Raw genomic sequence first — 26408 nt, forward strand, 5'->3', positions numbered from 1 at the left:
GGTATATAATGATGAAAAATACACAAAGGAGCCCTAGCCATGAACGAGCCGGCTACCCTGGCCCCCCAAACCAGCGACAAAGCCCTGCTGGCCAAGGCCTTGCTGAATTCCGCCAAGGCGTTTGGTCTTTCCCAGGCCGAAGCAGCCGCCATTGTTGGCCGAAATCGCAGCGGGTTGACCCGAGACGGCATTGATCCGGACAGCAAGTCCGGAGAACTGGCGCTGCTGTTCGTGCGCCTGTATCGGAGCGTTTATGCCCTGACCGGTGGCGACAACCAGGCCATGGCCCATTGGCTCAACACGCCGAACCACTACTTTGAAGGCACCCCCAGAGACATGATTCAGTCAACGGAGGGGCTGGTTCGGGTGATTCACTATCTGGATGCCATGCGGGGACGGATTTGAACTACAGGGAACGTATTAAAAACACCCTGGGCAGCCTACAGAGCCAGCTCTTTCGGGTAGTAGAGAGTCAGGAAGACATCGCCACCACCCGAATCGTTGATAACATGCAGGAACAGGCTCGCCTGGAGCAACTGCTGGATGCCAGCAAACCGACAATCCCCGAGCAGGCCAACAAGCTGCATTACCTGCTGGCGACGCCCTTTCGATACCCGCCGCTCAAATACGGCTCTCGGTTTGGCCGTAGCTTTGAACCCAGCCTGTTCTACGGCGCCATGAGCATTCCGACAGCCCTGGCAGAAACCGCTTTTTACCGGTTTGTGTTCACCAGCCACGTGTCAGAACCGTTCAAGCGCCCTTTGACCACCCTGCACACGGTCTTTACCGCCCGCTTCCGTTCAAGTCGGGGTGTTCGGCTTCAGGCCACAGAGTGGCAAGACCTTCAGGAAATCCTCACCGACCCGGTCAGCTACCGGGAATCCCAGGCCCTGGGCAGCGACCTGCGCCACTGCGGCGCAGAAGCGTTTCAGTTTCTCTCGGCCCGGGCGCTTCAGGCCGACTTGTACCAGCTACCCTGGAAAACCGGAAGCGGAATGGACGGGCTCAACGTGGCGCTGTTCAGCCCCCGGGCACTCCGGGACACGGCGCCAAGGTCGTACCACAAACTCATTGTTGCCACCTCAGACCAGCAAGTATCCATGAGTTTGACGCTGGCGGATGGCAGTAAGCAGGTTCACAACTTCGGCCGGGAAGCTTTTCTGGTAGAGGGGGTTATTCCTCAACCGGCCCTGTAGCCACCACCTCGTCATCCCGCTGCCAACCTCCGCCCAGGGCTTTATAGAGGTCAACGGCGGCAATCAATCGGTTCAGGCGCATCTGGCTCAGTTGCTGACGGGCGTCGAACACATTGCGCTGGCTCTCCAGCAAGGTCAACAAATCGTCCGCGCCCTCCCGATAACGGACTTCTGTCAGTCGGAGTGTTTCTTCAGCCCGTGCCAGGATCTCTTGCAGGCGCTGCTCCTGAAGCTCAAACAGAGAATCCCGTTCCAGGGCATCGCCCACTTCCTGGAACGCCGTCAACAGATTACCGCGATAGCTTTCCAACAGGGCCACCCGCCGGGATTCTGAAATCGCCAGGGCGTTTCGCCGCTGGCCGCCGTCAAACAACGACTGACTTAAACCCAACAGACCACTAACGCTTTGAGTCGGATCAGCAAGGCTGAGAAAACTGTCGGTGGATAACCGCACCGCTGCACTCAGGGAAACCGACGGCAACAGCGCCGCCCTGGCCTGTTTGATATCGGCACTGGCAGCCACCAGTCGAGCCTCCTGCGCCGCCAGATCAGGCCGACGGGTGACCAGGCTGGCCGGAGCCAGGGGGCTGATCACCGGTATGCTGACCGCCGCAATATCTGCGTCTGGCGTGTCGCCCTCAAATGGTAATTCTCCGGTCAGCACCCGTAATGCCGCCATTCGTTGCCGGGCCTGGTATTCCAGTGGTGGTACCGCATTACGCAAACTCAATACCGAGGTTTGCTGGCGAGCCAGTTCAGCCCGACTCGCAGCGCCATTGCGGAAGCGGGCCTCCACCAAGGCCAGGGTGCGCTCGCCTATCGCCAGGTTGTTGCGGGCAACCTCTACCCGTTGCTGCAACTCCAGCCATTCAAACCAGGTACTGGCGACCGAAGCAACCAGAGTGATTCTGGCCGTGTCGTAATCGAATCGGGTGGCCTGCAAGTTCGCCAGGGCGCCGCCTTCAACGGCAGACAATCGACCCCAAAGATCCAGCTCATAATCCACGGATAATCCGGCACTGGTTGAACCACCGGTGTTGGTATCGCCGCCGGAGGCTCGCGAAGCCTGCCGCCCGGTACTGGCCGACGCCCCCAACGATGGCAGCAGGCCAGCACCGGCGGACTGCAGCTGCAAATCGGCCTGAATGACAGACTCGGCAGCGGCCGCCAGGCCTGGGTTAGCCTCGAGGGCCTTATCAATCAGACGGTTCAAATGGTCATCATTAAAAGCCTGCCACCAACTGGCATCGATGCCCTGCCCCTCACCGGATTGGACCGACCATTGTTCCGGTGGAGCAACTGGCAAAGGCACCGGCTCCGGCGTGAGCGTGGCGCACCCGGCCATCAGGAAGGCCGGCAGGATAACCAGTAATCGAGCGGTCATAGTCATAGTCTTATTCCGACGCCAGGGCATGGACAGGGTCCAGGTGAGCGGCTTTACGGGCTGGCAGAAATCCGAAGATCAGCCCGGTGGCAAAGGCACAGGAAAACGCCAGCACCATCGGCAACACGGTCATGTGGACTGGAGTGCCAAACGAGCCGATCAATTGGGTGGCGGTTATTCCAAGGGCGACACCAATCAATCCGCCAATGGCGGAGACCAGCCAGGCCTCGGTGAGAAACTGCTGCAGGATATTCCAGGCACGGGCGCCCGTGGCCATGCGAATGCCGATTTCGCGGGTGCGCTCGGTCACGCTGACCAGCATGATGTTCATCACACCGATGCCGCCGACCAATAATGAGATCGCCGCAATCGAACCCAACAGCCAAGTCAGGGTGTTCTGGGTTTCGGAAATGGTGTCGATCAGCGAAGCCATGTTACGGATGGTGAAATCCTCTACCCCTCCATGCCGCGCCAACAGGATTTCATGGATGATCGCTTCGATGTCGCTCATCCTGCCAAGGTCAGCCACGGCCACCGTGATGTTGCGCAGGTGGGTCTGACCAAAAATACGCAAGCTGCCCGTTGTGTAGGGCACAAGGACCACATCGTCCTGATCCTGCCCCATGGGTGATGCGCCTTTCTCCCCCATCACGCCAATCACCTGGAAGAGAACATTGTTCACCATCAGGTGTTTGCCGAGCGGGCTGTCGCTGGGAAACAGTGTGTCGGCAGTCGTTTTTCCCAACACGGCTACTGCCGCATAGTTGAGCTCATCCTGTTCAGAAAAGAAGGTGCCTTCAATCACCGGCCACTGCCTTGCGACCGGAAACTGGTATGAGGTGGCGTTAATTTCTGCACGGTGGTCAAGGTTAAAGTACCGAAGCGTTTGCGAACCGGTTAGTTCAGGTATCGCTGCAAGAACCCCTTCTACTTCATTGATTGCACGATAATCTTCGGGGGTTAGCGTAGTCACTGACCAGCGGCCTCCACGCTGATCCGGGCCGCCGGGGCGTATCAGCAGCAAGTCACTGCCCATGGTACTGATTCGATCAACCACGTCTTTCCTGGCCCCCTCCCCGATGGCCAACATGGTGATCACAGACGCCACGCCAATCACAATGCCCAACAATGTGAGTGCGGTTCTGAACAGATTGCTATGCAACGAGCGCACGGCACTTTTCAGGGCCTCCTGCCAGTCACTCAACACCACGCCATGGCGACCTGCTTCGATCGCCGGTGAAGACGCTGCAGCGCTGTCATCCTGGCCGGTATCTCGAACCACTTCGCCGTCGGCGATATGGATCTGCCGGCGGGCAACATCGGCCACATCCTGGTCATGGGTGATCAGAATAACGGTATGCCCCTTACCAGACAGCTCCGTCAGTAGCCGGATAACCTCTTTACTGCTTTTGCTGTCAAGTGCGCCGGTCGGCTCATCGGCGAAGATCACCTGGCCACCGTTCATTAATGCCCGGGCAATTGAAACGCGCTGCTGCTGACCACCAGACAACTGGCCGGGGCGATGGGTAAGCCGCTCTCCCAGGCCGAGCTCGGTTAACAACTGCTCCGCCCGCTCGCGGCGCTGGGCGGGTGCCATGCCGGCATAGATGGCCGGTATTTCGACGTTTTCCCGGGCGGTCATACCCGGCAACAGATTGTAGCTCTGGAAAACAAAGCCAAAAGCCTCACGGCGCAACAAAGCCAGGTCGTCCCGGCTGAGCGCGGCCACATCTCGGCCGTCATACCAGTATTCCCCGGAGCTTGGCTGGTCAAGGCAGCCCAGGATGTTCATCAGGGTGGACTTGCCGGAACCGGAAGGCCCCATAATGGCCACGAATTCGCCCGGATAGATTTTCAGATCAATGCCTTTGAGTACCGGTACGGCCAACTCCCCCTCCCCAAAGGAACGGGTAATGCCACGCAACTCGATCAAAGGCCGGGCAGCGCTCATCGCAACACACCCCGAAGGTTGTTCCCGCTGGCGGACCCTGAGCGCGGGTCACGCGTTACCAGGACTACTTTCTCGCCCTCTTTTACCCCGGAAACCACTTCGGTGTGCACCCGGTTACTGACCCCGGCCACAATATCCCGCCATTCGACCTGACCCGCCTGATTCATCACCTGTACCCGGCCACGCTGGACGGATGATACCGGTATTCTCAGCACATCCAGGGCTTCACTCTGAATAAAAAACACCTGGGCAGTCATGTTCGGCAGCAGTTTGCCATCGTCGTTATTGGCATCGAACAGGGCGTTATAGAGCACAACGTTGTTGGTGACTTCCGGCGTCGGCTCTATGTAAAGCAATTCGCCGTACATTTTCCGTTCCGCATCCCCCAGTGTGGTGAAGTACACCCGCATTCCCGGCTCAAGCTTACCCACATCCGCCTCGGACACTTGCGCCCGCACACGCATGGTGGCCAGGTCGGCAATGCGCATCAGAACCGGCGCTTGCTGGGTCGCATTCAGGGTCTGGCCCTGGCGGGCCTCAATGGACACGACCGTGCCGTCCATGGGTGCATAGATTCGTGCATACCCGAGGTTGGCTTCTTCCGCACGCAAGGTGGATGAGGTTTGTTCAATCTGAGCTTCCAGCATGGCCAACTGCGCTTTGGCGGATGCGAGAGAAGCCTCGGCGGTTTGCAGTGATTCCCGTGTAGTGGCTTCCTCTTTATAGAGGTTGGTCTGGCGCTGATACTGGATTTCTGCCAATCGCAATTGCGCCCTGCGATCATCCAGTTGGGCCCGCTGATTCTTGAGCTGGGCCCGGGTGGCGTCTACTTTGGCCACGTAAACGGTCGGATCAATCTCCGCCAGCAAGTCGCCCTGGGATACCGTTTGCCCCACTCGCACATGGATGGTTTCGAGCTGGCCAGACACCTGGGCCCCCACGTCCACATAGTTGCTGGGCTCTAACACGCCGGTAGCGGAGACCAGCTGCTGGATGTCGCCGCGGGTGACTTCGATGGTATTCAGTGGCGGCTGTTTGTTCCCGCCGTTCTGGAAATACCACCAGCCGCCAGCGGCAATAACCACCACTCCGGTGAAAACGCCAAGCCAGGTCGGCCAACGCCGGCGGTGGCGGGGTGAAAGTGCCATTCAAAAGTTCTCCATACACTCTGTGTCAGACGCAACCATAGGGAAGGCCATGAGGAAAAAAAAGAGCGTGTTCAGTCTTTTGCCAAACCTTTACACACCCGTGGCTGGCCTAACCCGCCTAAATGGAAAAGCAGTGATTCAGCAGCAATCTTCTGCGGTTGCGTATCCCAGGTAAAGATTTCTCTACTGCGGGTTATTGCCTATAAGAAATTGCTTTCTATTTGGCCCAGGCAGGAGTACAGTGACCGTCGTTGGAAAGATTTAGCAAAGCATTCATCAATAAGACGCATCTCTGTTGTAAGTTTTAACAAGTAGCTTTCGTCCTGTTTTTGATCACGCCAGTTTTTTGTTTCCGCACACTGCTGACCAAGCCTCACAACGAAGTTTGGCGGCACTTAAAACGATTGAATTCAGGATTTATAAATATGTCTACTGTTACCGGTACTGTTAAGTTTTTCAACGAATCAAAAGGTTTTGGCTTTATCACTCGTGAAGGCGGCCCGGACGTATTCGTTCACTACAGCTCCATTCAGGGCGGCGGCTTCAAGACTCTGGCAGAAGGCCAGCAGGTTGAATTTACCGTTTCTCAGGGCCAGAAAGGTCCTCAGGCGGATAACGTAGTAGGTCTGTAATTTTACAGCCCTGATACGACAGAAAAAGGCAGCTACGGCTGCCTTTTTTCGTTTCTGTTCACTGACGGGCTTTCTGCCCCAGCTTTTTATCCATCAGCCTGAACAACGGCTGGGTGTAACGTGTGACCGGACCAGGTAGTGCCGCAAGCGCAATACTGCCGGCAGTCCCCATCAAACTACCCACACGTGCAGGCCCCTCATCCACCGCCTTGACGATCCATCCCGCAGCCTTATCCGGAGTCATCATCGGCATGTGCTTGTAAATGCTGGTTTGTGACGACATGGGCGTGCGCACCATCGGGTAGTACACTACGGTAACGTCGATCCCCTGATCCCCCATTTCCGCCAACAAAGAACGAGAGAAAGACTCCAGCGCAGTCTTGCTGGCCAGGTAGGCGGAGAACAAGGGAATCGGAACCTGGGAGGACAAGGTGGAAATGTTCACCACCTGCCCCCGGCCCTGTGCCAACATCCTCGGAAGTAACTTCAGCGTCAACCCGACCGCAGCAACGTAGTTGATATTCATGGTTCGCTGATAGTCGTGCAACCGGTCCAGCGCCTCGGCGATGGGGCGGCGGATGGAGCGGGCAGCATTATTGACCAGCACATCCACCCGTTCGTGTTCTGCCAGTATCCGATCCGCAACCGACTGCAAGCCGGCTTCATCGGTCAAGTCTGCCGGGTATACCCAGACTTTGCCGCCTTCCGCGATGATAGCCTGCTGCACTCTTTTTAATTCGTCCTCCCGACGAGCCACAAGGCAAAGACGCGCCCCTTTTCGGGCCAATTGATAGGCTGCCTGTTCCCCAATACCGCTGGACGAGCCCGTCAGAACAATGGTCTTGCCGCTCACACTCATGAATACACTCCGGTTTCTTGTCTTGTTTTTATAACGCCACCTTGATACACCTTGGCGCACCTCTGCCGAAAGGCTTCAAATATAACAACGTGATAAACGCCATGGGCATAGACTACATCAAACTTGGCTCACCAGAGACCCGATCTTTCTGGCTCAATCAATTTGGCCCCTACTCCCCTAACCTGCCGCTGATTGAAGACCACCGGACCGATATTGTGATTATTGGCGGTGGATTCACCGGTTTGTCCTGTGCAGCGCACCTGAAAGAACTGGAGCCATCGTTGGACGTCACTGTTCTGGAAGGCAGTGCCGTTGGTTTTGGGGCCTCAGGGCGCAACGGCGGGTTTTCCATGACCCTGTTCGGCTTTGAGCCCGAAATAACCTGCCTGCTTCACGGCAAGGAGAAAGCCCGGGCCGCCCACCAGTACATGCAAGATGCCGTCGACTACGTGCGTGAATGTGTTACCCGGTACAACTTCGACAGCGATTACGAACACAATGGCTTTCTGCGGATTGCACTGACCAGCAAACATCGTGAGCGCCTGCAAAAACAGCAGGATCTCTACCGTGAACTGGGGTTTTCGAGCTCCTTTGATTGGTGGGGCGAAGACCAGCTCTCGCAACGGCTTCACAGCCCGCTGGCTAAAGCCGGCCTGTTTGAGCAACGATGCGGCATCCTGAATCCTGCGAAGCACGTCCGGCACTGGAAAGCCATCTGCGAACAACTGGGTGTCCATATCTATGAGAACACCCAATGTCAGGGCATCACCTATCCCTGGGGCGGGGTTACTGTGCAAACCTCCGGCGGCACCGTTACCGCCAGCAAGGTTGTACTGGCAACCAACGCGTACAGCCATCTGCTACCGGAAATGGGGGCGTTTCGCCGCAATCAGACCCCCGTCTGGACACATCAGATCGTCACCCAACCCCTTACTCCAGAACAGTGGCAAGCCATCGGCTGGGCTGGACGCTACGGTATAGAGACCAACCGGCACCTGGTTCACTACCTGAGGCCAACGGCAGACGGGCGCATTACCTTTGGCGGCGCCAACGTTGTGACAACCGCAGGCCAGAACATGAGCCTCGACCACCACAAACCAACATGGCGGACGCTGGAAAAAAACCTGAAAACCCTGTTCCCGCCACTGGCGGAGATTGGCATTGATTACCAATGGGGCGGCCCTGTTTCGGTTACCCTCGACATGGTTCCCAACCTCGGCTTCTACAAAGATGATCGCACCCTGTACCTGTGCGGATGCACTGGCCATGGCGTCTCCCTCACACAATACAGCGGGAAAACCCTGGCCGAACTGGCCCTGGGCCGGGAGAGCAAACGCACCCAAGCATGGTTTGTTAATCGAACACCGGTGCGCTGGCCTGTAGAGCCATTTAGGCAACTGGGTATAGCGGCGGTTAAGGGGGCACTGAAAGCCGAGGATTATTGGTGGGAGCGGAAGCTTTGGTAGAGGCCTCACGCATTCGATGGAGTCATCTCCTCCGTTACTGAGGAGCACATATTATAGGCCAGCACGAACCGACGCTAAATTCGCTGACAGACACGAATAAACACTAAAAAAAGTTCGCAGAATCTTAGCAGCAAAGATGCCAGTTATTTGCTGGATCCTAAGATACTGAAAAAACAGGGTAAAAATGGAGGCGCGGGTCGGAATCGAACCGGCGTACACGGAGTTGCAGTCCGCTGCATAACCACTCTGCCACCGCGCCGGGTAAGCCTGGATTCTGGCTTATGCTCTCAGGAGGCGTGAGAGACTTGGAAATTGGAGCGGGAAACGAGATTCGAACTCGCGACCCCAACCTTGGCAAGGTTGTGCTCTACCAACTGAGCTATTCCCGCTCTTTGTCTAGAGGCTTTGCCTCGTCAACGGCTGCGTATTCTACGGATTCCGCCGGGGGCGTCAACACCTTTTTTTCAAGTTTTTGTTTTTACGGCAATTGTGAACAAACTTTAGCCAATAGTACCGCCATTGTCATTTCCGGCCAACCCATCAGAACCGTTACCTGCGCAATGGTTTATCGCCCCCTCATCTTTCAAAATCCATGACACTCAATCACATTAACAGGAAGACCAATACCATGCGCGTTCCCGCAACCGTCTTCGCCACCCTCGTTACCCTGTCAACCATGGTGGCCAGCCACGCATCTGGCGAAGGATGGACACCCAATCAGCAAGGCAAGGAACGGTCTGAAATCAACACCTATGTCAGGACAGTTTCGGATACACCAATCAAACAGTTCCGCGGTGTGGTTGAAATCCAGCACTCTATGGTGGCTGCGCTATCAGTGATTGATGACATTTCGCTGTGCCAACAGTGGATCTACAACTGCCAGGAAGCCAACTACCACATGACAGACGACGGAGAGCGGCTGCTGTGGATGAAGTTTGATGGGGTTTGGCCGGCATCTGACCGCGATGTAGTCATGAAGTCTGTGTTCCTTCAGGACGAACCGGGTGGCGCCGTCACCGTGCAATTCACGGGCCGCCCGGATGATGCCCCGAAGCAATCAGGTTACGTGCGCATTCCCATGCTGGATAACAGCTTCGTGGTGGAACCACTTGAAGACGACTGGATACGGGTGACATTCACCACCCATATGGACCCGGGAGGCCTGGTGCCCGCGTGGGTTGCCAACATTGTGGCCACCGATGCACCAATTCGAACACTGGAGGGATTGAAGCGGATGATGGAAGCATCACCCTATCGGGATTACTCAACGGACGCACCACCGAAAGAACTGGTCGAGAAGCATAACCTGCGCTTCCCGACCAGCGATTCCTGAGCTACTTCAGCTATTGCCACCACGGGCCGCGCGATTACCTGCCACCTGGGTAGCACTGTCGCAGTTAAGGAAACTGGAGGTCTGCAGCCAGTTCTGGTCCGGGTAGTATTTGAAGACCAACTGGCCACCCTTGAGGTTGTCCACCACGGTTTGCACCACTTTCTGGTCTACCGCCGGGCAGCCATGACTGCGGCCGATGCGCCCGTATTGGTCCACCCAGTTGCTGTTTACATAGTCAGCACCGTGAATCACGATGGCCCGCTGCCTCGCAAGATCGTTAATGCCTGGCTCCAGGCCGTCCAGTCGCAAGGAGTACCCGTGCATACCACGATAGGATTCACTGGCCTTGAACAGCCCGATGCTAGACTGGTAACTGCCCTCAATGTTCGAGAAGGCAGTTGGCTCTTCATTGCCTGAGTTTCTGCCGTGAGCAACCAGATCCCGCAACAGTAAATCGCCCTGCGCCAGGTCAAAAATCCACATCCGCTCCTGGCTCGAATGCAGAGAAAAATCAATCACTGCAAGCCGTTCTGGCATGGCAACGCCGTTGGCAATGGCACAGTGAGTGGCTTTAAAGGCTGCCTCAAGCACTTCCGGGTTCAGCTTGGGAGCAACACTGGCAAGGCGGGCAAGCAACTGGTCATCCAATGACTGGGCCTGGGCCGGTATGGAAATGGCTAAAGAAACCGCCAGGCCGGAAAACAATGAAAAAACGCGTCGATTGTGATGCTTGGGCATGCACGTTACCTCAGGATTCAGGAAGATAAGCTACCTGATTGAAAAGATACCTTATTCTAACAGAGAATTTTGAGACGCCGTTCATTCCGTACAATTTTTAACCGTTCCCATACAAATGGTGGACGTTAGATCCTTCCTTCCCGCCGCATAACGAGACCGAAACGTTACCGGCCCGGTCACCGGCAAGGTTACGGAAAACCAAAGATACTGGCAGACCTGTTCCGGAATCTTTAAGCTTGAGACTATCTTTTCTGCATACCGGACAAGGATTAACGGCACCTGTGGCGACTGATTCCGGCTATTTGACGACAGCACACCGCGACACCCCCGGCCACCTTGACTGCAACGGTGACACCCTGACCCTATCCGGCAGTTGGACCCTCTCCTATTATTCAGTACTCAACCAGCGGGTTACCGAGGTTCAGGCCAGCGGTGCCACGATCACCAACATTGAGTTCGATAAGCTAAGTCGGGTTGATACGTCTGGGGCGGCACTTATCGCCCGGCTGACAGGCCCGGAACAGCTCCTGAGGTTGCTGGAGAATGCCAGCCTGCCAGAGGAACAGCGGCAACTTCTGATCACCGTTGCCGAGGCGTTGGCAGGCGCACCCTGGCAGCCCACCCGGAAAAATGCTCTGCTGGATTTTCTGGCCGACGTCGGAGAGAAAGTGACCGCCATTGCCCGCCTGCTCTGGATGCTTGCAGGCTTTATCGGTCAAACCCTTGCTACCCTGTTTTATATCCTTCCCCGGCCCCGCCGCTGGCGTATCACTCCGTTCGTCGCGGCAGTGCACGACACCGGGCTGAATGCCCTGCCCATTGTTGCCTTACTGACTTTCCTGGTGGGCGCCGTTGTCGCCTTTCTTGGAGCGACGGTGCTGGAAGACTTCGGCGCGACAATCTATACCGTCAATCTTGTGGCATTCTCTTTCCTGCGGGAGTTTGGCGTTCTGCTGGCCGCCATTTTGCTCGCCGGGCGCACCGCCAGCTCCTTCACCGCTCACATCGGCGCAATGAAGGTTAATGAAGAGCTCGACGCCATTCGTACCCTGGGTTTGAACCCGGTGGAGCTACTTGTCGTCCCACGAGTTCTGGCCATGATGGTCAGCCTGCCAGTGCTCACCTTCATTGGCATGATCTCCGGAATGGTTGGCGGCGCCGCGGTCTGCGCACTGGTGCTGGATATTCCACCAAGTCAGTTTATAGCCATCGTGGAGCGGGATATTGCCCTGAAGCACTTTCTGGTAGGTATTGGAAAGGCCCCTGTATTTGCCTTCCTGATTGCAGTTATTGGCTGTCTCGAAGGCTTCAAGGTGGCGGGCAGTGCCCAGTCGGTGGGCGAACACACCACCTCCAGCGTTGTTCAGTCGATCTTTATGGTGATCCTGCTGGACTCCATAGCGGCGTTGTTTTTCATGGAAATGGGCTGGTAAGTCATGCCGGAGATGAAGCCACAGAACGGCCTTAGTTCGTCAACACCGGTGATCCAGGTTCGGGGACTGTGTAACCGCTTTGGTGATCACGTGGTCCATGAAAACCTGAACCTGGACCTGTATCCCGGAGAAATTCTGGGGGTTGTTGGCGGATCCGGCACGGGCAAATCGGTTTTGCTGCGCAGCATCGTTGGCCTCAATACTCCTTCAAACGGCCACATCCAGCTTTTCGATGTCGATCTCACGGAACTTTCCGGTGCAGAGCGATCTCTTTACGAGCAGCGATTCGGCGTGCTGTTTCAGGGCGGCGCCTTGTTTACCTCGCTCAACCTGGTGCAGAACGTTTCGCTGCCACTGGTAGAGCACGCGGGGCTTACCCGCACGGAGGCCGAGGAACTTGCCCGGATGAAGCTGGCCCTGACCGGGCTGCCAGCGGATGCTGCCCTGAAATACCCTGCCGAGCTCTCCGGTGGTATGGTGAAACGAGCGGCCCTGGCACGCGCCCTGGCTCTGGACCCAGAAGTACTGTTTCTGGACGAACCCACAGCGGGGCTGGACCCGATAGGCGCCGCAGCGTTCGACGAACTGATCGTAACCATGAGAAACGCCCTTGGGCTGACGGTCTTTCTTGTTACCCACGATCTGGACACGCTGTACACAACCTGTGACCGGGTAGCCGTATTATCCCGCAAAAAAGTGCTGGTGGCAGACACACTTCAAAACGTCGCCAGGACAGATGACAAATGGATACAGGAATACTTTCATGGCCCCAGGGGGCGGGCCGCAATCGATGCACATAACCGGCTGACCAGACAGGAGCCCGTTTAATGGAGCCAAAGGCCCATCACGTTATTATCGGACTGTTCACGCTGGCTGCAGTGACGGCTGCTTTACTGTTTGCGCTCTGGCTGGGCAAGTCCACCGCAGACCGCGAGTGGGCGTACTACCAGATAGGTTTTGACCATCCGGTGGGCGGGCTTTCAAAAGGCAATCCTGTGCTCTATAGCGGCGTTCCGGTTGGCGATGTTCTCGAGCTGTCTCTGGCACCAGACAACCCTGCCCATGTTCGGGTGCTGGTGCGTGTGGATCGGGACATTCCGGTTCGTGAGAACACCCGGGCGGAGCTGGTTCTTGCCAATATTACCGGCAGCATGAGTGTCCAGTTCACCGGCGGCACAACCGACAGCCAGGTACTTCAGGGTAACCGTGATAACCCACCGCTCATCAATGCACAGCCATCGGCGTTTTCCAACCTGCTAAACAACGGTGAGGCCATAATCTCCAGTGCAGAACAACTGTTAACCAGCATGAACCGCTTGCTTGCGTCGGAGAATCTGGAGAACGTCTCGGCCATTCTGGACAACACCCGCCTGGCAACGGAATCATTGCTCGCCAATCGGGAAGAGTTACTTGCCCTGATGGCTCAGTTCGACACGGCCGCTATCCGCGCCGAGGAAGCCGCGATCAAGGTTTCTGATACATCGGACCGGGCGCGCCAAACCCTGGAGCAGGAAATTGCGCCGGTTCTGGAATCCATGACCCAGGCCCTGTCCACCTTGCAGCCTACCCTGAGCCGGTTGGACCGACTGACCGAAGACAACGAACAGGTGTTGGATGCCGGGATTCAAGGCCTGGGTGACATCACACCGGTACTTCGCGAAATGCGCAACACTCTTCGCAACCTGAATTCCTTTACCCGCAGACTCGACGCAGACCCAATAGGCACCCTTCGTGGCGGCCCCAACCTCCAGGAATTTGAGCAATGACAATCGGCCTCCGCCGGCTGGCGGTTTATATCTCCGCAGCCACGCTAACGACTGCCTGCACCGTGTTCCCAACACCAGAACCGCCACGGGCTATGGATCTTGCCCCGTACGCTTCCGAGCCAATGCGGGAAACTCCCCGGCCGGTTTCGCTAAGAATAGATACCCCGCTGGCTTCAGAACCTCTGGACAGCGCAAGGGTCTTGCTTAAACCTTCGCTTTATGAGTTCCAGGCGTTACCTGCAGTTCGCTGGCGTGACAGCATTCCGGTGGTGATCCGAGACTATCTGATACAGAGTTTTCGTTTCAACGGCGGGTTTGACAATGTTGTCACTGACACCAGTCCGGCGTTCGCCAGCCATACCCTGATTTCCGAACTATCGGCCTTTCATGCTGAGAACAGGCAGGATCAGGGTGTTACGGTGGTGATGGAGTTACATGCAGAGATCATGGGCAATCGCACCCGGAGAAGCCTTTGCAGCAAAAGCCAACGGGTGGAGCAGCGAGCTGAGAGCGCCTCAGTGGATGCCTTGATGGAGGCTTTCAGTGAGAGTTCCCGGGCGCTGGCCGAAGCCACGAATCGCTGGGCGTACGCCTGTCTGGCCGAAGCCAGACAACGCTAGTACCGGAAACGTCAGTGATCGTTATCCGGGAACAGGTCGGGCCAGGCCGCCTGCAGGTACAGCACCATTGACCATAGCGTAAGAACCGCCGCCAGATACAACAGCCCGATCGAAACATACGCCAGCAGCTGTCCTGGCGGGAACGCCAAAAGCCCAACAATGGCGACCATCTGGGCGGTGGTTTTTATCTTGCCGATATAGGAAACCGCAACACTGGCCCGACTGCCCATTTCCGCCATCCATTCCCGCAACGCTGAAATAACAATCTCCCGCCCGATAATAATGGTAGCGGGAATGGTCATCAGCACCGCAGCATGTTCTTCAATCAATACCGCCAATGCCACCGCCACCATGAGCTTGTCTGCAACCGGGTCCAGAAACGCGCCAAATGGCGTGCTCTGGTTGAGTTTGCGAGCCAGGTAGCCATCCAGCCAGTCGGTGATGCCCGCCAGCGCGAAGATAACGGCACTGGCCATGTAGCTCCATTGCATGGGCAGATAGAAAACAACCACAAAAACCGGAATCATCACGATCCGGGACATGGTCAGTACATTGGGTAAATTCATGGTGTTCCTATTCATCGTGCAATGACGCGTAAATGGATTCAGCCAGTGATTTGCTGATGCCTTGCACTTTGGTCATTTCATCCACACTGGCTTTGCGAATTTCCTGTATGCCGCCAAAGTAACGGATAAGTTCCCTGCGGCGCTTGGGCCCAACCCCTTCGATACCCTCAAGGGTGGATTGCCGGCGTTTTTTGTCCCGGCGAGCGCGATGGCCGGTAATGGCAAAACGGTGGGATTCATCGCGAATATGCTGAATCAGATGCAGCGCCGGCGAGTCAGCGGGCACCCGGAAAATATCACCGGTCATGGCATCAATCAGCTGCTCCATTCCCGCCCGGCGGGTCACACCTTTGGCAACGCCAATCAGCGGAATGTCAGAGATCCCAAGTTCTTCAAACACTTCCCGGGCAATGTTCAACTGCCCTTTACCACCGTCGATAAACACCAGACTCGGGCGTTTGCCCTCACCGCTAACCAGCCGGCGATACCGGCGTGTCAGTACCTGCCGCATGGCGGCATAGTCATCGCCAGCGGTCACGCCTTCAATGTTGTATAACCGGTAATCGCTCTTCAGCGGCCCATTCTCGTCGAAAACCACACAAGATGCGACGGTATTTTCCCCGTGGCTGTGGCTGACGTCGAAACACTCCATTCGCGCCGGGGTTTCTGCCAGCTCCAGCAGGTCCCGCAGGGCAAGCAATCGCCGGTACACGGTTTCCTTGCTGGCCAAATGGGTCAGCAGAGTCTGGCGGGCATTGGTCGTGGCCAGCTCCAGCCAGCGGCGGCGTTCACCACGTACGTTGCCACGGATACGGGTTTCCCGATTGGCGGCCTCACTCAGGGCTTCTGCCAGCAGCGCCTCACCTTCAACCGCCACCGGCACCAGAATATCCCTTGGAATCTCCCGGCGGGTATCACCGCCAAAATAGTACTGGCCCAGAAACGCCGCCAGCAACTCACCTTCGGACTGCTCCAGTGAAAAGCGGGGGAAATAGTCCTTGGTACCCAGAACCCGGCCACCGCGAACGATGATCACCACCACACACACCACACCGGCATCCTGGGCAATCGCAATAACATCAGCATCACCACCCTCACCGTCTACCGATTGCTGCTCCTGTACATGGCGCAGATGGTTGATCTGATCCCGGTAAGCGGCTGCTTTCTCGAATTCCAGGTTCTTCGATGCCGCCTCCATGGCATTCATCAGGTCATGGATGATGGCCGGGTTCTTACCCTCCAAAAACATGGTGGCGTGGCGAATATCCTGCTGGTAGTCCTCTGGGCTGATGTACTCCACGCAAGGTGCGGTACAGCGGTTTATCTGGTATTGCAGGCAAGGACGATTCCTGTTTCTGAAATAGCTTTCACTACAGGATCTTATACGGAAAACCTTTTGCAGAACATTAAGACTTTCCTTGACCGCCCCGGAGCTTGGAAAGGGGCCGAACCAGGTACCGCCGCCCTTCTTGGTACGCCCTCGCCGGAAGGTCAGCGACGGGTAATCACTGTGGGACGACAGATAGATATAGGGGTATGACTTATCATCCCGAAGCAGGATGTTGTAGGGCGGCCGCAGGGATTTGATCAGGTTCTGTTCAAGCAACAGTGCTTCGGTTTCACTGCCGGTAATAGTGACTTCGATGGAGGCAATCTTGCCCACCAGGGCCTCGGTTTTCGGGGCCAGGCCGGTTTTGCGGAAATAACTGCTGACGCGTTTCTTGAGGTTGCGGGCTTTGCCCACGTAGAGCACGCCGCCGGTGTCATCGTACATACGATAAACGCCGGGGCGCTCGGTCAGTTGCTTCAGGAAGTCTTTGCTGTCAAACATCCCGATTTCTTCGGGTTCAGACCTTGTCGGCATCCAGCAACCCAAGCCGTACCGCCATCAGGGCCAACTCGACATCGCTGGAGATCTCGAGCTTCTCGAAAATACGATAGCGGTAACTGTTGACGGTTTTCGGGCTCAGGCAGAGCTTGTCGGAAATGTCCTGTACTTTCTGACAATCCACCACCATCATGGCGATCTGCATCTCCCGCTCAGACAACCGCTCGAACCGGGAGAGCTCCCCGTCTTCCTCTCGGTCACCACCCAGCGTTTTGAGGGCCATTTTCTGGGCGATTTCCGGGCTGATGTATCTCTGGCCGGAGTGGGCCTTGCGAATAGCCCGCACCATCTCCTGAATATCAGCACCCTTGGTGATATACGCAGTGGCGCCACTCTGCATGACACGGGCGGGGTATGGGTCGTCAGCACAGGCCGTTACAACAATCACCCGGATGGAATCATCAATACGCAGTATTCGCCGGGTTGCTTCAAGACCACCGATGCCAGGCATCCGAATGTCCATCAGGACAATATCCGGGCGGTCCTTGCGCACAAACTCAATCGCATCCTCACCGGATGAGGCCTGGCCAATCGCTTCAATATCGGGATTGTCAGCCAACATGCGGGTTATACCGGAGCGCACCAGCTCGTGATCATCAACAACCAGTACCCTGATCAAATGTCACCTCGCCATCAGGTATGAAAAAAAACAGTCTGATTGTAACGTTTAGGAAAGCCGACGGGTAGGCACCGCAGGCAAAAGCCTGCAGACAAACCAATAAAAGCTTTCAGACTTCGGCGGAAGGGCTACCAAGGCCAGCAGTGTTGTCGACGGGGTCAAACCAGACCACCAGATCGCCCCGGCGCACGGCAGACAGCACCCGCTCCCGCTCTGCCAGTGGACTCTCGGTGTCGTTCAACCCGTGGTAACGTGTGCAGTACTCCTCAGCCAGCCCTTGCAGCTGGTCTTCGGTCAGCAACTCGGCGTCCACCACAAATTTCTCTTCCCGGGGGTCCGCTTCTGGCTGCTGCGCTGCTTCGTCACTCATAAAACCTCCAATCAGTCGCTGTATGTTACGGTTTTATGGCGACAATCAGAACCCCCGCTGTTGGAGACACATGCTATTGTTCCGCATACTGGGTTCGAAAGCCGGAGGCCAGCTGCCGCATAGACACAGACTCCTGCCTGAGCGACTCACTCACCCGGCGCGCATTGTCCACGTTCTCCGTCAGAGTGTCAGCGCTGGCAGACAATGAGACAGCCCGGCGGCCTACCCTGCCGATCTCCTCGTGCTGAAGGGCAATGGAACTGCGGATATGATCGCTATGCTGCTCCAACTCATCGAACTGGTTTTTAAGTCGCTCCAGGTGAGTTTTAATCGCCAGGAGGTTGGTCTGGTTCAATTCCCCCGCCTCTCGCATTTCCGCCAGAAGCCCATCGACACTACCAACGCCTGTTACAAGGTCCTGCACCCACTGGCGGATGTTGCTGGTGGACTCCGCCGTCCTTCGGGACAGCGTGCGCACTTCGTCTGCTACCACCGCAAATCCCCGACCATGCTCACCGGCCCTCGCGGCTTCTATGGCGGCGTTAAGCGCCAGCAAATTAGTTTGTTCCGCAATATCGGCAATCACACCGATTACCTGTTCGATCTTGCCCGTCGAGTCATTAAGTGCGTGAATGGACTCGGAAACCCCCGCTATCACCTCAACCGTATGCTCTGCCGCCTGCTCGCTGTTCCGCAAACCGCCCTGCACTTCCAAATTGGCAACCACGGCCTGCCGGACCGTGACTGCCGACAGCTCTGTGGCTTGCTCAATCTGCGATGCCTAATCAGCAATTGAAGTCATCGACGCACTGACATCACTGATCTGTTGTCCCGTTTCCTCTGGGGCACGCTGCAAGGCTTCAGCCCCCTCATCAAGCGCCGCAGAACGCTCATCCAGGCCGGCCGCTGCACGACGGATATCGCCAATGAAACCCTCAAATCGTCGCACGAGGCTTTCCAGCGCACCGGCAACGCCCGCCACTTCGTCGCGTCCGCCCACCTCTGGCGTTCGTGACAAGTCAGACTCGGCCTCCATTGCCATCAATTCCCGCTCCATTTATTGCAGCCGCAAAATGACTGAGTGCCTGAGCCACAGGGTCATGGCCACGACCACCACAAGGAACGCCAGGGAGCCCCCAAGAAGAACAACCCTCTGCCCCGAGAGGAACGCCCGCAAATCGTCCGCGCCAGCTGCCACATCGTCCCGACTGGCAGCCTGTTGCTGGTTTATGGCCTCCAGCATTGGCTCCAGCGAAGGAAACAGCTGAAAATCGACCACCTGGCCTACCCGGTAGTAACTTTTCTCTTCAATACCCTTGTCCATGTCGCCCATCAGAGCCAACACCCGATCAAACTCGCCTTGACGATCGACAGCCCAGTTGCGCAAACGCTCAGCCCCTTGCACGCGCTTCCAATGGTCACGCAAAGCGGTGTCCAGATAGTCAAACTCCGTCTCGATCTCATCCCATAACAGTAACTGCGCCTTTATCTTGAAAGCCAGGTCCTGAAGCCGGCGATGATCCTGCTCAAGATCCATCAGCACCCAGGTGTCCTGAAGATTGTTGCGCATGAGATTCTCGGAGGCATCCTCGGCCTTGAGAATAATCATCCAGGAAAGAACCGCCAGGCCTGTGACGGCAATAAGAGAAAGGACAGCAAAGAACAGGATGCGGGCTCGAACGGTGGACAGCATGACAACTCCAGACGGGAAGGTACCCGTGGAGGGTATGCCTGTTTTATGACACTTTTATTTCGGATTTCGCGTCAAATGCTTGAGTGCACCTTTTTGCGCACTTCAAAACCCTGTTCCAATTCACTATCATCGCCGCTTTCGTAACGTTTGGATGCTAATGAACCAGAACGCCTTCCGACTGACACTGCCAATCCTGTTTGGTTATCTGCCATTGGGCATGGCCTTCGGCGTGCTGTTCGCCACGCAGCTGGACTATGCCTGGTGGGTTGCGCCCCTGATGGGTCTGGTTATTTATGCAGGGTCTGGCCAGATACTCGCTGTTAGCCTGCTGGCCGCAAGTGCCGGACTGCTGGAAGTGGCTGTGGCCATGTTCGTGCTTAACGCCAGGCACCTGTTTTATGGGCTTTCCCTTTTGGGGCAGTTCCGCGGTGCCGGTTGGCGCAAGGGCTATCTGATATTCGGTCTCACCGATGAAACCTACTCGCTGCTTACCAGCAGGCCGAGGACACCTGATCGCCAACACGAGCAAGCCATTGATTTCCGAATTACGCTGTTCAACCAGCTTTACTGGATAACGGGCTGCACCATTGGTGCCCTGCTTGGTGAGCTGGTCGCTTTCGACAGCACCGGTATTGAATTTGCACTGGTAGCGCTGTTCATCGTTCTGACCATTGAGCAATACAAGACCTTGGGCAACACCTTTCCGCTCTGGGCGGGCGCACTGGCGGCGGGCCTGGCCATGTTGCTGGTACCGCCAGCCCATCAGTTGATCGCAGCGATTACCCTGGTCACAACCACCCTGCTACTCCACTACTGGAAGCTACACAAACGCACAAATAGCGGTGAGGTAAGCCATGGCTGAGCAGTATTATCTGGCGGCCTTCATTGCGGTTTCTGCCGGTGCAACCTTTGCAACCCGTGTGGTGCCGTTTCTTTTTTTCGAGCGCCACACCGAGCACCCCCTGGTAAAGCATATCGGGCGCTTTCTACCGGCAGCTGTAATGGCGTTGCTTGCGGTGATTTTTCTTCAGAGGTCGGCAAACTGGAGCGCCAGCGCGCCAGGGTTGGACGCCTTAGTTCCAGGGTTGCTGGTGGTCATCATTCACTTGTGGCGGCGTAACGCGCTTCTCTCCATAGCCGCGGGCACTGCCGCATACATGACCATTCAGCAAGCAGGCTGGCTTACCTAGTGTCCCGTCTGGCTAATTCCTTAACCAGACGGGATACCAGATCAGGGCGTACCTTCAACGTTGGCAACGAGCCTGGAATCTTCCAGCGCCGCCGTGCGGTGCTTGACCACACCTTTATATTCCGGGCTCTCAATCATGGCCAGAAAGGCATTGATCGACGGGTAGCGCACCAGCAAGACCTGATCCCAGGACTCATCGGGCGGAGCAATCAGCGAACCTACAGAGCGGCCCGACCAGATCACTTCCGCACCAACGTTGCGAACGCATTCTGCAGCTTCTTCCATATATCGCTTGTAGGCATCACGGCCTGAACAATCGTGAGCGTCATCCTGGTAAGCAGCCCGGTCGCGAAACCTTAAAAGATTCAGCATCACGACGGGCTGATCTTTGGGGGTTTCCTGCAAAACTTTGCGGAGCTCTTCCTGAGATGGATTGATGGTCGCCATGTTTGTCCCTGTTCATGAAGGCTAAAGCGTTACGGTATATCAAACTAAGTAACCAACAGTAAACCAATTTACTTAAATATGCACCCGTTCTGGATTAACGCACAGAGCTCCGGATAAGTGACAGAGAAACAAAAAAACCCCAGCATTTCTGCTGGGGTTTCATATTGGCGGAGAGGGAGGGATTCGAACCCTCGATACGCTATTAACGTATACACACTTTCCAGGCGTGCGCCTTCAGCCACTCGGCCACCTCTCCAATAAACTGTTTCAAATCAGCGATGTCGTCGCTCATTTGAGGGCGCAAACTTTAATGGTTTTGGGGACGTTTGGCAACTGTCTCCAGCGAGATTCCTGAAAAATTTGTTTGAACGGGGATAATTGCTCATTCTTGTAGCCAGATCCTTTAACCCGGAGTGAAAAACCATGCTGATGAAGGCAGAACAATCCACGCTGCTACTTGTTGATGTTCAAGAACGCCTGATGCCCGCCATAAGCCAGGGCGCTGAAGTGGCTAATCGTTGTACCTCGCTGGCCACCATTGCAGGGTTGCTGGAGGTACCTGTGGTGGGCACGGAGCAGCTACCCGAGAAGCTGGGGCCGAATGTTGAGTCGGTGCGGGAACTGTGTGACGTCACGGTGGGCAAACATCACTTTGATGCCTGCCCGGACGGTTTGATTGATCAGCTACCGGAGGGGCGCCAGCAAATTGTCATCGGCGGCTGTGAAACCCACGTATGTATGCTGCAAACGGCACTGAGTCTGCTTGATGCTGGCTATAAAGTATGGGTGGTAGCGGATGCCACCGGCTCCCGTAACGACTTCGACCGGGATGTCGCACTTGACCGCCTGCACCAGAGTGGCGCCCGGATTGTCACCACCGAGATGGTGGCCTTCGAGTGGATGGTGCATTGCAAGCATCCCCGATTCCGGGACATTCAGGCGCTGATCAAATAACCGAACCAATGAGGTGTTCATGCTGAATATGGATTTCTCCCAACGGGTGGTGATTCGTACCGCCGAGCAACCCTGGGTTGCCAGCCCCGCCGCCGGGGTTGAACGCAAACCCCTGGCCCGGGAGGAAGCCGAACGGGGACACGCCACCAGCGTGGTACGTTATCTTCCGGGCTCGGCTTTTGCCCGACATGAACACCCGCTGGGCGAGGAGATACTGGTTCTGGATGGCGTATTCTCTGATGAAACAGGCCACTACCCAGCAGGCACTTATTTGCGCAATCCGCCAGGTAGCGGGCATGCACCCTTCAGTAAACAAGGCTGTACGTTATTGGTTAAGCTACACCAGTTTGATCAACGGGATACGGCCACGGTTCGTGTCGATACTAACACCGCAGAATGGTTGCCTGGCATTAGCGGACTTCAGGTAATGCCGCTGCATGAGTTCGAGCATGAGCATGTGGCACTGGTTAAATGGCCAGCCAATGAAGTATTTCAACCCCATCGGCATTTTGGTGGCGAGGAAATCTTTGTACTTAGCGGAGAGTTCTGCGATGAGCATGGCCGTTATCCCGAGGGAACCTGGTTACGTAGCCCACACCTGAGCCAGCATCACCCGTTTGTTGACCAGGAAACGGTCATCTGGGTGAAGACCGGTCATCTCCCTCTGGTTTGATTTAACCAAAAACGGCCCCTCAAGAGGGGCCGAAATAGAGCGCTATCCTGACTACAACATCATCAGACACCACCTGGCTAAGAGGCGAGATTGGTGCGCCAACCGGGTTGGCCAAACTCATCAGTGCCGAATCGTTCGTGGCCATTACCAATAGCCATCCCTTCACCAGCCGGCACTTCGAATACATGGTAGGCCTCTGGTCCGAAGGGATCGAGGGCGGTATCCAGGTACTCATAGGCATCTGGCACCGGCTCGCCGGACATGGCAACCCTGAACTGCCGCTCCACCATCGGGACCGTAACGCTCAGAGGCTGCTGCACCCAGAGAAAAACGGCCTTCTGGGCGACCAGATACTCGCACCGAACCACTTTGCATCCCTCACGCAGGGTCAACGTGGTCGGCTCTTTTCCAGGCTCAAGACGGAACTTGTGAATGGTTTTCATGGCGATACTCCTTCAGAGGTTGCCAGACACAATTCCACTATGCACCGACAGAGACTTCGAGAAAATAAGATTTAATGAGCAGGAATCATCGATATTATCGAGGCTGATCAAAGCCGCTACAGATTGCCCGCACACCTTCATGGGCAACCTTCCGGCTTCGAGTGATGGCGTACAGCTGATCGGTTACCGCTTTGACAGGCGCAATTTCCTCCACCTGATATTGGCGGCACACCTCCTCCTTGATTGCCGTTGGCGCCGCAAACACGCCCAACCCTTCCCGCCCGAACACTTTGATAAGCGCACTGTCGTCTACCCGGGCCACCAGGTCCATCCTGACATTGCTGATGGTCAGCCAGTTCATCAGCTTCTGGAAATACGGCGCGTCCGTGGCGTTGGCCAGCAAGGGCTGATGATTGAGAGAGGCCGGAAAGTCGTCCCGAAGCCGCCCTGCCATCTCCGGGGCGGCAAACAAACTGATGGTAGACGATGTCAGGGGATGAACCGCGAAGCGATCTGTGACCGCTTCGGTCTGAGGCATACGGTCTGTCAGCACGACGTCCAGTTCTTTGCGTTTGAGACTGAGCAGCAAATCTTCGGCGCGGCCTGTTCGGCAATCCAGGTTGACTCGCCTGTTCAGCTTCAGGGCCGGCTGCAATAACTGAAAAGCAATCAGTTTATGAATAGACGCCGAAACGCCGGCCGCCAATCTCAGCGGGCGATCAGCGGGGGCCAGACGCAAGGTTTCAGACAGTTCCCCAGTCAGTGCAAAAATGTCGTTGGCGTAGGACTGAACCAATTGCCCCAGTTCAGTCAGGACCAGACGCCGCCTTTCCCGGCTGAACAACTGCCCTCCGACTGATTCCTCGAAAGTGGCAAGCTGGCCACTCAGGGTTTGCGGCGCAAGATCGAGCAGCTCGCTGGCTTTGGCAATCGAGCCCTCACGGCTGATGACCCAGAAATAATAGAGGTGCCTGAGATTAAGCTGATCCATGACGTAAACCTAGTTTGTGGTCGCTCTTCGTGAGCGCAGCAACCAAACCGACATCAAAACACTGTGCAGCACCAATAATGGTACCGCCACCAGTAGCAGGCTTCCCCAGCCAACCGAGGCCAGTACAGCGCCGGCACTCAATGCCGCTGTCGCCTGGGCGGTGAACACCATCATGTCATTCAGGCCCTGCACACGGAAACGCTCAGACTGCTGGTAGCTCTGGGGCAACAGGGTTGTCCCACCAACAAACAGGAAATTCCACCCCACGCCTAGCAACAGAAGAGCCCACAGATAATGGTGAAAGCTGATACCGCTGGCCGCCAGCAGAATGCACGCCAGGTAAGCCAACAATCCCACCGTCATCATCAAAGGAATGCCGACAACCCGGGTCAACCAACCAGAAATCAGGGACGGAAGATACATGGCCATAATGTGTAGCTGGATAACCCGTTTGGCATCGTCCAGATCATGCCCGGCCATTTCGGTCATGCTTAAAGGGGTGGCTGTCATGATGAAACTCATCACCGCGTAACCAATAGCTGCACCGCTGATGGCCGTCCACACCAACGGATTAGCCAGGATTTCCCTCAGTGGCCGGCCTCCGCCTACCGCGGTTTCCGGTACTCGCTCTGCCTTTGCCCGGTAGCCGAGCGCAAGAATGACAAACGCCAGGGCCTGAACCGCAGCCAGACCGACCCAACTATACAGAAACGGGTAAGACTCAGATTTTCCGCTACCCAGGCCCGCCACCTCTGGCCCCAACCAGGCGGCAACCAAACCACCCAGCAGGACTCTTGCCGCCGCTGACCCGGCCAGATTTTGCTCTACCGATTCCATCGCGGCAAAGCGATATTGGTGAACCACCGCTAGGCCCGCTCCGCCGAGGACCGCAGCAAGACACATCAGGGTAAAGTGCGACTGCCAGGAAGCATAGGCCCCCAGCAAACCGGCAAGAACCCCGGAAACCGCGCCCAGAAGCATTACCTGCTTGCGCCCTACCCTCTCCATCAGCCAGGTCGCCGGCTTGATGGCCAAAACGGTGCCGACCACCACCAATCCGACCGGCAAGGTGGCCAGCTCTGGCGCAGGTGCCAGCAAACGCCCCTGGATGGAGCCAATGAATACGATAAAAGGCGCGGTGCACATGGCCAGCGCCTGGGCAGCCACCAGCACCCAGACATTCAATGGCATGGGTCATTTCTTCCTGTAGATAATGCCGGGGTGGCACTGAACCATTTCGTACAGATCAGGAAGGCCGTTCAAAGATTCAGAGGCGCCCAGAATGAGATAGCCACCGGGGTTGAGAGCCCCGTGCAATCGAGTAAGGATGTCTTTCTTGAGGTCCGCGGAAAAATAGATCAGTACGTTTCGGCACATGATGATGTCGAACTTGCCAAGCATATACCGCTCAAGCAGATTGAGTTCCTTGAACTCCACCATGGCCTTGATTTGCGGATTTATCTGCCAGCCACCGTTGGCAGAGGGCGTAAAAAACCGCTTCTGCCGCTCTGGTGACAGCCCACGACCGATGGCGATCATCTCATATTCGCCCCGCCGGGCCACTTCCAGAACGCTTTTGGAAATATCCGTTGCGGTAATTTTTACGTCCCGCAACTTCCCGGGCCGGTTGCGCCGGAACTCATCCACAACCATTCCTACCGAATAGGGTTCCTGTCCTGTTGAGCAAGCGGCAGACCAGATGCGAAGTGGCTGCAACGAATTGCGTTCGGCAAATTCCGGTAACAGCTTGTCCTGCAGAATGCGAAACGGGTGGTTGTCCCTAAACCAGAGGGTCTCGTTGGTGGTCATGGCATCGATAACCAGCTCACGCAGGCCGCTGCGCCCCACCCGCTTCAAGCGATCGAGAAGCTCACCCAGTGAATTCAGTTTGTTATCCTCAAGAATCCTACGTAGACGACTCTTCACCAGATACTGCTTGTTGTCACCCAACAGAATGCCACAAGCGTCCTGCAGGAATGTTTTGAATGCTTCGTATTCCTGAGACGTAATTTCCGCTTTCATTGGATCTCTATCGTGGGTAAGTCCATG

At 56.3% G+C, this 26408-nt stretch carries 30 protein-coding genes and 3 tRNA genes; 13 read left to right on the forward strand and 20 right to left on the reverse strand.

Annotated features, from left to right (window positions below; all coding sequences use genetic code 11):
* Window positions 1-39: 39 nt before the first annotated feature.
* Window positions 40-405: an MbcA/ParS/Xre antitoxin family protein gene (locus tag ACTZWX_RS03020; RefSeq protein WP_444712689.1), complete on the forward strand. Its 366-nt coding sequence runs from the start codon at window positions 40-42 to the stop codon at window positions 403-405.
* On the forward strand, window positions 402-1196 hold the full coding sequence (locus ACTZWX_RS03025) for an RES family NAD+ phosphorylase (RefSeq protein WP_444712690.1): 795 nt from the start codon (window positions 402-404) through the stop codon (window positions 1194-1196). The genes ACTZWX_RS03020 and ACTZWX_RS03025 overlap by 4 nt, the downstream gene beginning before the upstream one ends.
* On the opposite strand, the gene ACTZWX_RS03030 is transcribed toward ACTZWX_RS03025, so the two are convergent.
* Genes ACTZWX_RS03030 through ACTZWX_RS03040 form a run of 3 tightly spaced genes read right to left on the reverse strand, consistent with a single transcriptional unit; the run spans window position 1174 to window position 5679 of the window.
* The gene (locus tag ACTZWX_RS03030) at window positions 1174-2586 is read right to left on the reverse strand and encodes an efflux transporter outer membrane subunit (protein WP_444712691.1); all 1413 of its coding nucleotides are present in this window, start codon (window positions 2584-2586) and stop codon (window positions 1174-1176) included. The genes ACTZWX_RS03025 and ACTZWX_RS03030 overlap by 23 nt on opposite strands.
* 4 nt (window positions 2587-2590) lie before the next feature.
* A complete protein-coding gene (locus ACTZWX_RS03035; protein WP_444712692.1) occupies window positions 2591-4531 on the reverse strand; it encodes a MacB family efflux pump subunit in 1941 nt (646 codons plus the stop codon).
* Window positions 4528-5679, reverse strand: coding sequence for an efflux RND transporter periplasmic adaptor subunit (locus ACTZWX_RS03040; protein WP_444712693.1), 1152 nt, complete (start codon window positions 5677-5679; stop codon window positions 4528-4530). Before ACTZWX_RS03040 ends, ACTZWX_RS03035 begins: the two co-directional genes overlap by 4 nt.
* A 425-nt stretch (window positions 5680-6104) precedes the next feature.
* Here ACTZWX_RS03040 and ACTZWX_RS03045 point away from each other — a divergent pair, with 425 nt between their 5' ends.
* A complete protein-coding gene (locus ACTZWX_RS03045) occupies window positions 6105-6311 on the forward strand; it encodes a cold-shock protein (RefSeq protein ID WP_058091071.1) in 207 nt (68 codons plus the stop codon).
* 58 nt (window positions 6312-6369) lie between these two features.
* Here the strand turns inward: ACTZWX_RS03045 and ACTZWX_RS03050 are convergent, their stop codons facing one another.
* Window positions 6370-7170 (reverse strand): SDR family NAD(P)-dependent oxidoreductase, encoded by an 801-nt coding sequence (locus ACTZWX_RS03050; protein ID WP_444712694.1) that lies wholly within the window; start codon window positions 7168-7170, stop codon window positions 6370-6372.
* Window positions 7171-7271: 101 nt separating this feature from the next.
* Between ACTZWX_RS03050 and ACTZWX_RS03055 the strand changes: the two genes are divergently transcribed.
* Complete coding sequence (locus ACTZWX_RS03055; RefSeq protein WP_444712695.1) at window positions 7272-8636, forward strand: NAD(P)/FAD-dependent oxidoreductase; 1365 nt, start codon at window positions 7272-7274, stop codon at window positions 8634-8636.
* A 185-nt stretch (window positions 8637-8821) separates the two neighbouring features.
* Here ACTZWX_RS03055 and ACTZWX_RS03060 read toward each other — a convergent pair.
* Together ACTZWX_RS03060 and ACTZWX_RS03065 are read right to left on the reverse strand one after the other, a co-directional pair.
* A tRNA-Cys gene (locus tag ACTZWX_RS03060) sits at window positions 8822-8895 on the reverse strand.
* A 54-nt stretch (window positions 8896-8949) separates the two neighbouring features.
* Window positions 8950-9025 (reverse strand) — tRNA-Gly (locus tag ACTZWX_RS03065).
* 239 nt (window positions 9026-9264) lie between these two features.
* Between ACTZWX_RS03065 and ACTZWX_RS03070 the strand changes: the two genes are divergently transcribed.
* Window positions 9265-9969, forward strand: a complete 705-nt coding sequence (locus tag ACTZWX_RS03070) for an START domain-containing protein (protein ID WP_444712696.1) — start codon at window positions 9265-9267, stop codon at window positions 9967-9969.
* A 6-nt stretch (window positions 9970-9975) separates the two neighbouring features.
* Here ACTZWX_RS03070 and ACTZWX_RS03075 read toward each other — a convergent pair whose 3' ends face one another.
* Entirely contained in the window at window positions 9976-10707 is a 732-nt protein-coding gene (locus tag ACTZWX_RS03075; protein ID WP_444712697.1) for a murein L,D-transpeptidase catalytic domain family protein, read from the reverse strand.
* 281 nt (window positions 10708-10988) lie between these two features.
* On the opposite strand from ACTZWX_RS03075, the gene ACTZWX_RS03080 reads away from it, so the two are divergent.
* The 4 genes from ACTZWX_RS03080 to ACTZWX_RS03095 are packed head-to-tail and all read left to right on the forward strand — an operon-like array spanning window position 10989 to window position 14526.
* Window positions 10989-12140, forward strand: a complete 1152-nt coding sequence (locus ACTZWX_RS03080; RefSeq protein ID WP_444712698.1) for an MlaE family ABC transporter permease — start codon at window positions 10989-10991, stop codon at window positions 12138-12140.
* 12 nt (window positions 12141-12152) lie between these two features.
* On the forward strand, window positions 12153-12968 hold the full coding sequence (locus ACTZWX_RS03085; RefSeq protein WP_444712699.1) for an ABC transporter ATP-binding protein: 816 nt from the start codon (window positions 12153-12155) through the stop codon (window positions 12966-12968).
* Complete coding sequence (locus ACTZWX_RS03090; RefSeq protein ID WP_152438249.1) at window positions 12968-13906, forward strand: MlaD family protein; 939 nt, start codon at window positions 12968-12970, stop codon at window positions 13904-13906. Before ACTZWX_RS03085 ends, ACTZWX_RS03090 begins: the two co-directional genes overlap by 1 nt.
* Window positions 13903-14526: an ABC-type transport auxiliary lipoprotein family protein gene (locus ACTZWX_RS03095; protein WP_444712700.1), complete on the forward strand. Its 624-nt coding sequence runs from the start codon at window positions 13903-13905 to the stop codon at window positions 14524-14526. The genes ACTZWX_RS03090 and ACTZWX_RS03095 overlap by 4 nt, the downstream gene beginning before the upstream one ends.
* Window positions 14527-14537: 11 nt before the next feature.
* On the opposite strand, the gene pgsA is transcribed toward ACTZWX_RS03095, so the two are convergent.
* The 7 genes from pgsA to ACTZWX_RS03130 form a co-directional block, all read right to left on the reverse strand.
* Window positions 14538-15092: a CDP-diacylglycerol--glycerol-3-phosphate 3-phosphatidyltransferase gene (gene pgsA, locus ACTZWX_RS03100; protein WP_444712701.1), complete on the reverse strand. Its 555-nt coding sequence runs from the start codon at window positions 15090-15092 to the stop codon at window positions 14538-14540.
* Between the two features lie 7 nt (window positions 15093-15099).
* Window positions 15100-16956: an excinuclease ABC subunit UvrC gene (gene uvrC, locus ACTZWX_RS03105; RefSeq protein WP_444712702.1), complete on the reverse strand. Its 1857-nt coding sequence runs from the start codon at window positions 16954-16956 to the stop codon at window positions 15100-15102.
* A complete protein-coding gene (gene uvrY / locus ACTZWX_RS03110; protein WP_058091151.1) occupies window positions 16940-17599 on the reverse strand; it encodes a UvrY/SirA/GacA family response regulator transcription factor in 660 nt (219 codons plus the stop codon). The genes uvrC and uvrY overlap by 17 nt, the downstream gene beginning before the upstream one ends.
* Window positions 17600-17708: 109 nt before the next feature.
* Window positions 17709-17969 (reverse strand): hypothetical protein, encoded by a 261-nt coding sequence (locus ACTZWX_RS03115; protein WP_444712703.1) that lies wholly within the window; start codon window positions 17967-17969, stop codon window positions 17709-17711.
* A 73-nt stretch (window positions 17970-18042) separates the two neighbouring features.
* Window positions 18043-18696, reverse strand: a complete 654-nt coding sequence (locus ACTZWX_RS03120; protein ID WP_444712704.1) for a methyl-accepting chemotaxis protein — start codon at window positions 18694-18696, stop codon at window positions 18043-18045.
* A 54-nt stretch (window positions 18697-18750) separates the two neighbouring features.
* Complete coding sequence (locus ACTZWX_RS03125) at window positions 18751-19011, reverse strand: hypothetical protein (RefSeq protein WP_444712705.1); 261 nt, start codon at window positions 19009-19011, stop codon at window positions 18751-18753.
* A 15-nt stretch (window positions 19012-19026) separates the two neighbouring features.
* Window positions 19027-19662, reverse strand: a complete 636-nt coding sequence (locus ACTZWX_RS03130; RefSeq protein ID WP_444712706.1) for a hypothetical protein — start codon at window positions 19660-19662, stop codon at window positions 19027-19029.
* Between the two features lie 157 nt (window positions 19663-19819).
* Between ACTZWX_RS03130 and ACTZWX_RS03135 the strand changes: the two genes are divergently transcribed.
* Complete coding sequence (locus tag ACTZWX_RS03135) at window positions 19820-20524, forward strand: AzlC family ABC transporter permease (protein WP_444712707.1); 705 nt, start codon at window positions 19820-19822, stop codon at window positions 20522-20524.
* A complete protein-coding gene (locus ACTZWX_RS03140) occupies window positions 20517-20852 on the forward strand; it encodes a branched-chain amino acid transporter permease (RefSeq protein WP_058091155.1) in 336 nt (111 codons plus the stop codon). Before ACTZWX_RS03135 ends, ACTZWX_RS03140 begins: the two co-directional genes overlap by 8 nt.
* 41 nt (window positions 20853-20893) lie before the next feature.
* On the opposite strand, the gene ACTZWX_RS03145 is transcribed toward ACTZWX_RS03140, so the two are convergent.
* Complete coding sequence (locus tag ACTZWX_RS03145) at window positions 20894-21298, reverse strand: DUF1330 domain-containing protein (RefSeq protein WP_444712708.1); 405 nt, start codon at window positions 21296-21298, stop codon at window positions 20894-20896.
* Window positions 21299-21463: 165 nt separating this feature from the next.
* Window positions 21464-21554 (reverse strand) — tRNA-Ser (locus tag ACTZWX_RS03150).
* Between the two features lie 167 nt (window positions 21555-21721).
* Between ACTZWX_RS03150 and ACTZWX_RS03155 the strand changes: the two genes are divergently transcribed.
* Window positions 21722-22252, forward strand: coding sequence for an isochorismatase family protein (locus ACTZWX_RS03155; RefSeq protein WP_444712709.1), 531 nt, complete (start codon window positions 21722-21724; stop codon window positions 22250-22252).
* Between the two features lie 19 nt (window positions 22253-22271).
* Window positions 22272-22925, forward strand: coding sequence for a cupin domain-containing protein (locus tag ACTZWX_RS03160; RefSeq protein ID WP_444712710.1), 654 nt, complete (start codon window positions 22272-22274; stop codon window positions 22923-22925).
* A 77-nt stretch (window positions 22926-23002) separates the two neighbouring features.
* Here ACTZWX_RS03160 and ACTZWX_RS03165 read toward each other — a convergent pair whose 3' ends face one another.
* The 4 genes from ACTZWX_RS03165 to ACTZWX_RS03180 all read right to left on the reverse strand — a co-directional run bounded on the left by ACTZWX_RS03165 (window position 23003) and on the right by ACTZWX_RS03180 (window position 26381).
* Window positions 23003-23368, reverse strand: a complete 366-nt coding sequence (locus ACTZWX_RS03165) for a DUF7352 domain-containing protein (RefSeq protein ID WP_138437509.1) — start codon at window positions 23366-23368, stop codon at window positions 23003-23005.
* A gap of 94 nt (window positions 23369-23462) precedes the next feature.
* Window positions 23463-24359 (reverse strand): LysR family transcriptional regulator, encoded by an 897-nt coding sequence (locus ACTZWX_RS03170; protein ID WP_061332201.1) that lies wholly within the window; start codon window positions 24357-24359, stop codon window positions 23463-23465.
* A gap of 9 nt (window positions 24360-24368) precedes the next feature.
* A complete protein-coding gene (locus tag ACTZWX_RS03175) occupies window positions 24369-25550 on the reverse strand; it encodes an MFS transporter (RefSeq protein WP_444712711.1) in 1182 nt (393 codons plus the stop codon).
* 3 nt (window positions 25551-25553) lie between these two features.
* The gene (locus ACTZWX_RS03180; RefSeq protein ID WP_444712712.1) at window positions 25554-26381 is read right to left on the reverse strand and encodes a CheR family methyltransferase; all 828 of its coding nucleotides are present in this window, start codon (window positions 26379-26381) and stop codon (window positions 25554-25556) included.
* Between the last annotated feature and the right edge of the window lie 27 nt (window positions 26382-26408).

Source organism: Marinobacter sp. NSM (assembly GCF_052380025.1).
In the GTDB taxonomy this organism is placed as follows: Bacteria; Pseudomonadota; Gammaproteobacteria; order Pseudomonadales; family Oleiphilaceae; genus Marinobacter.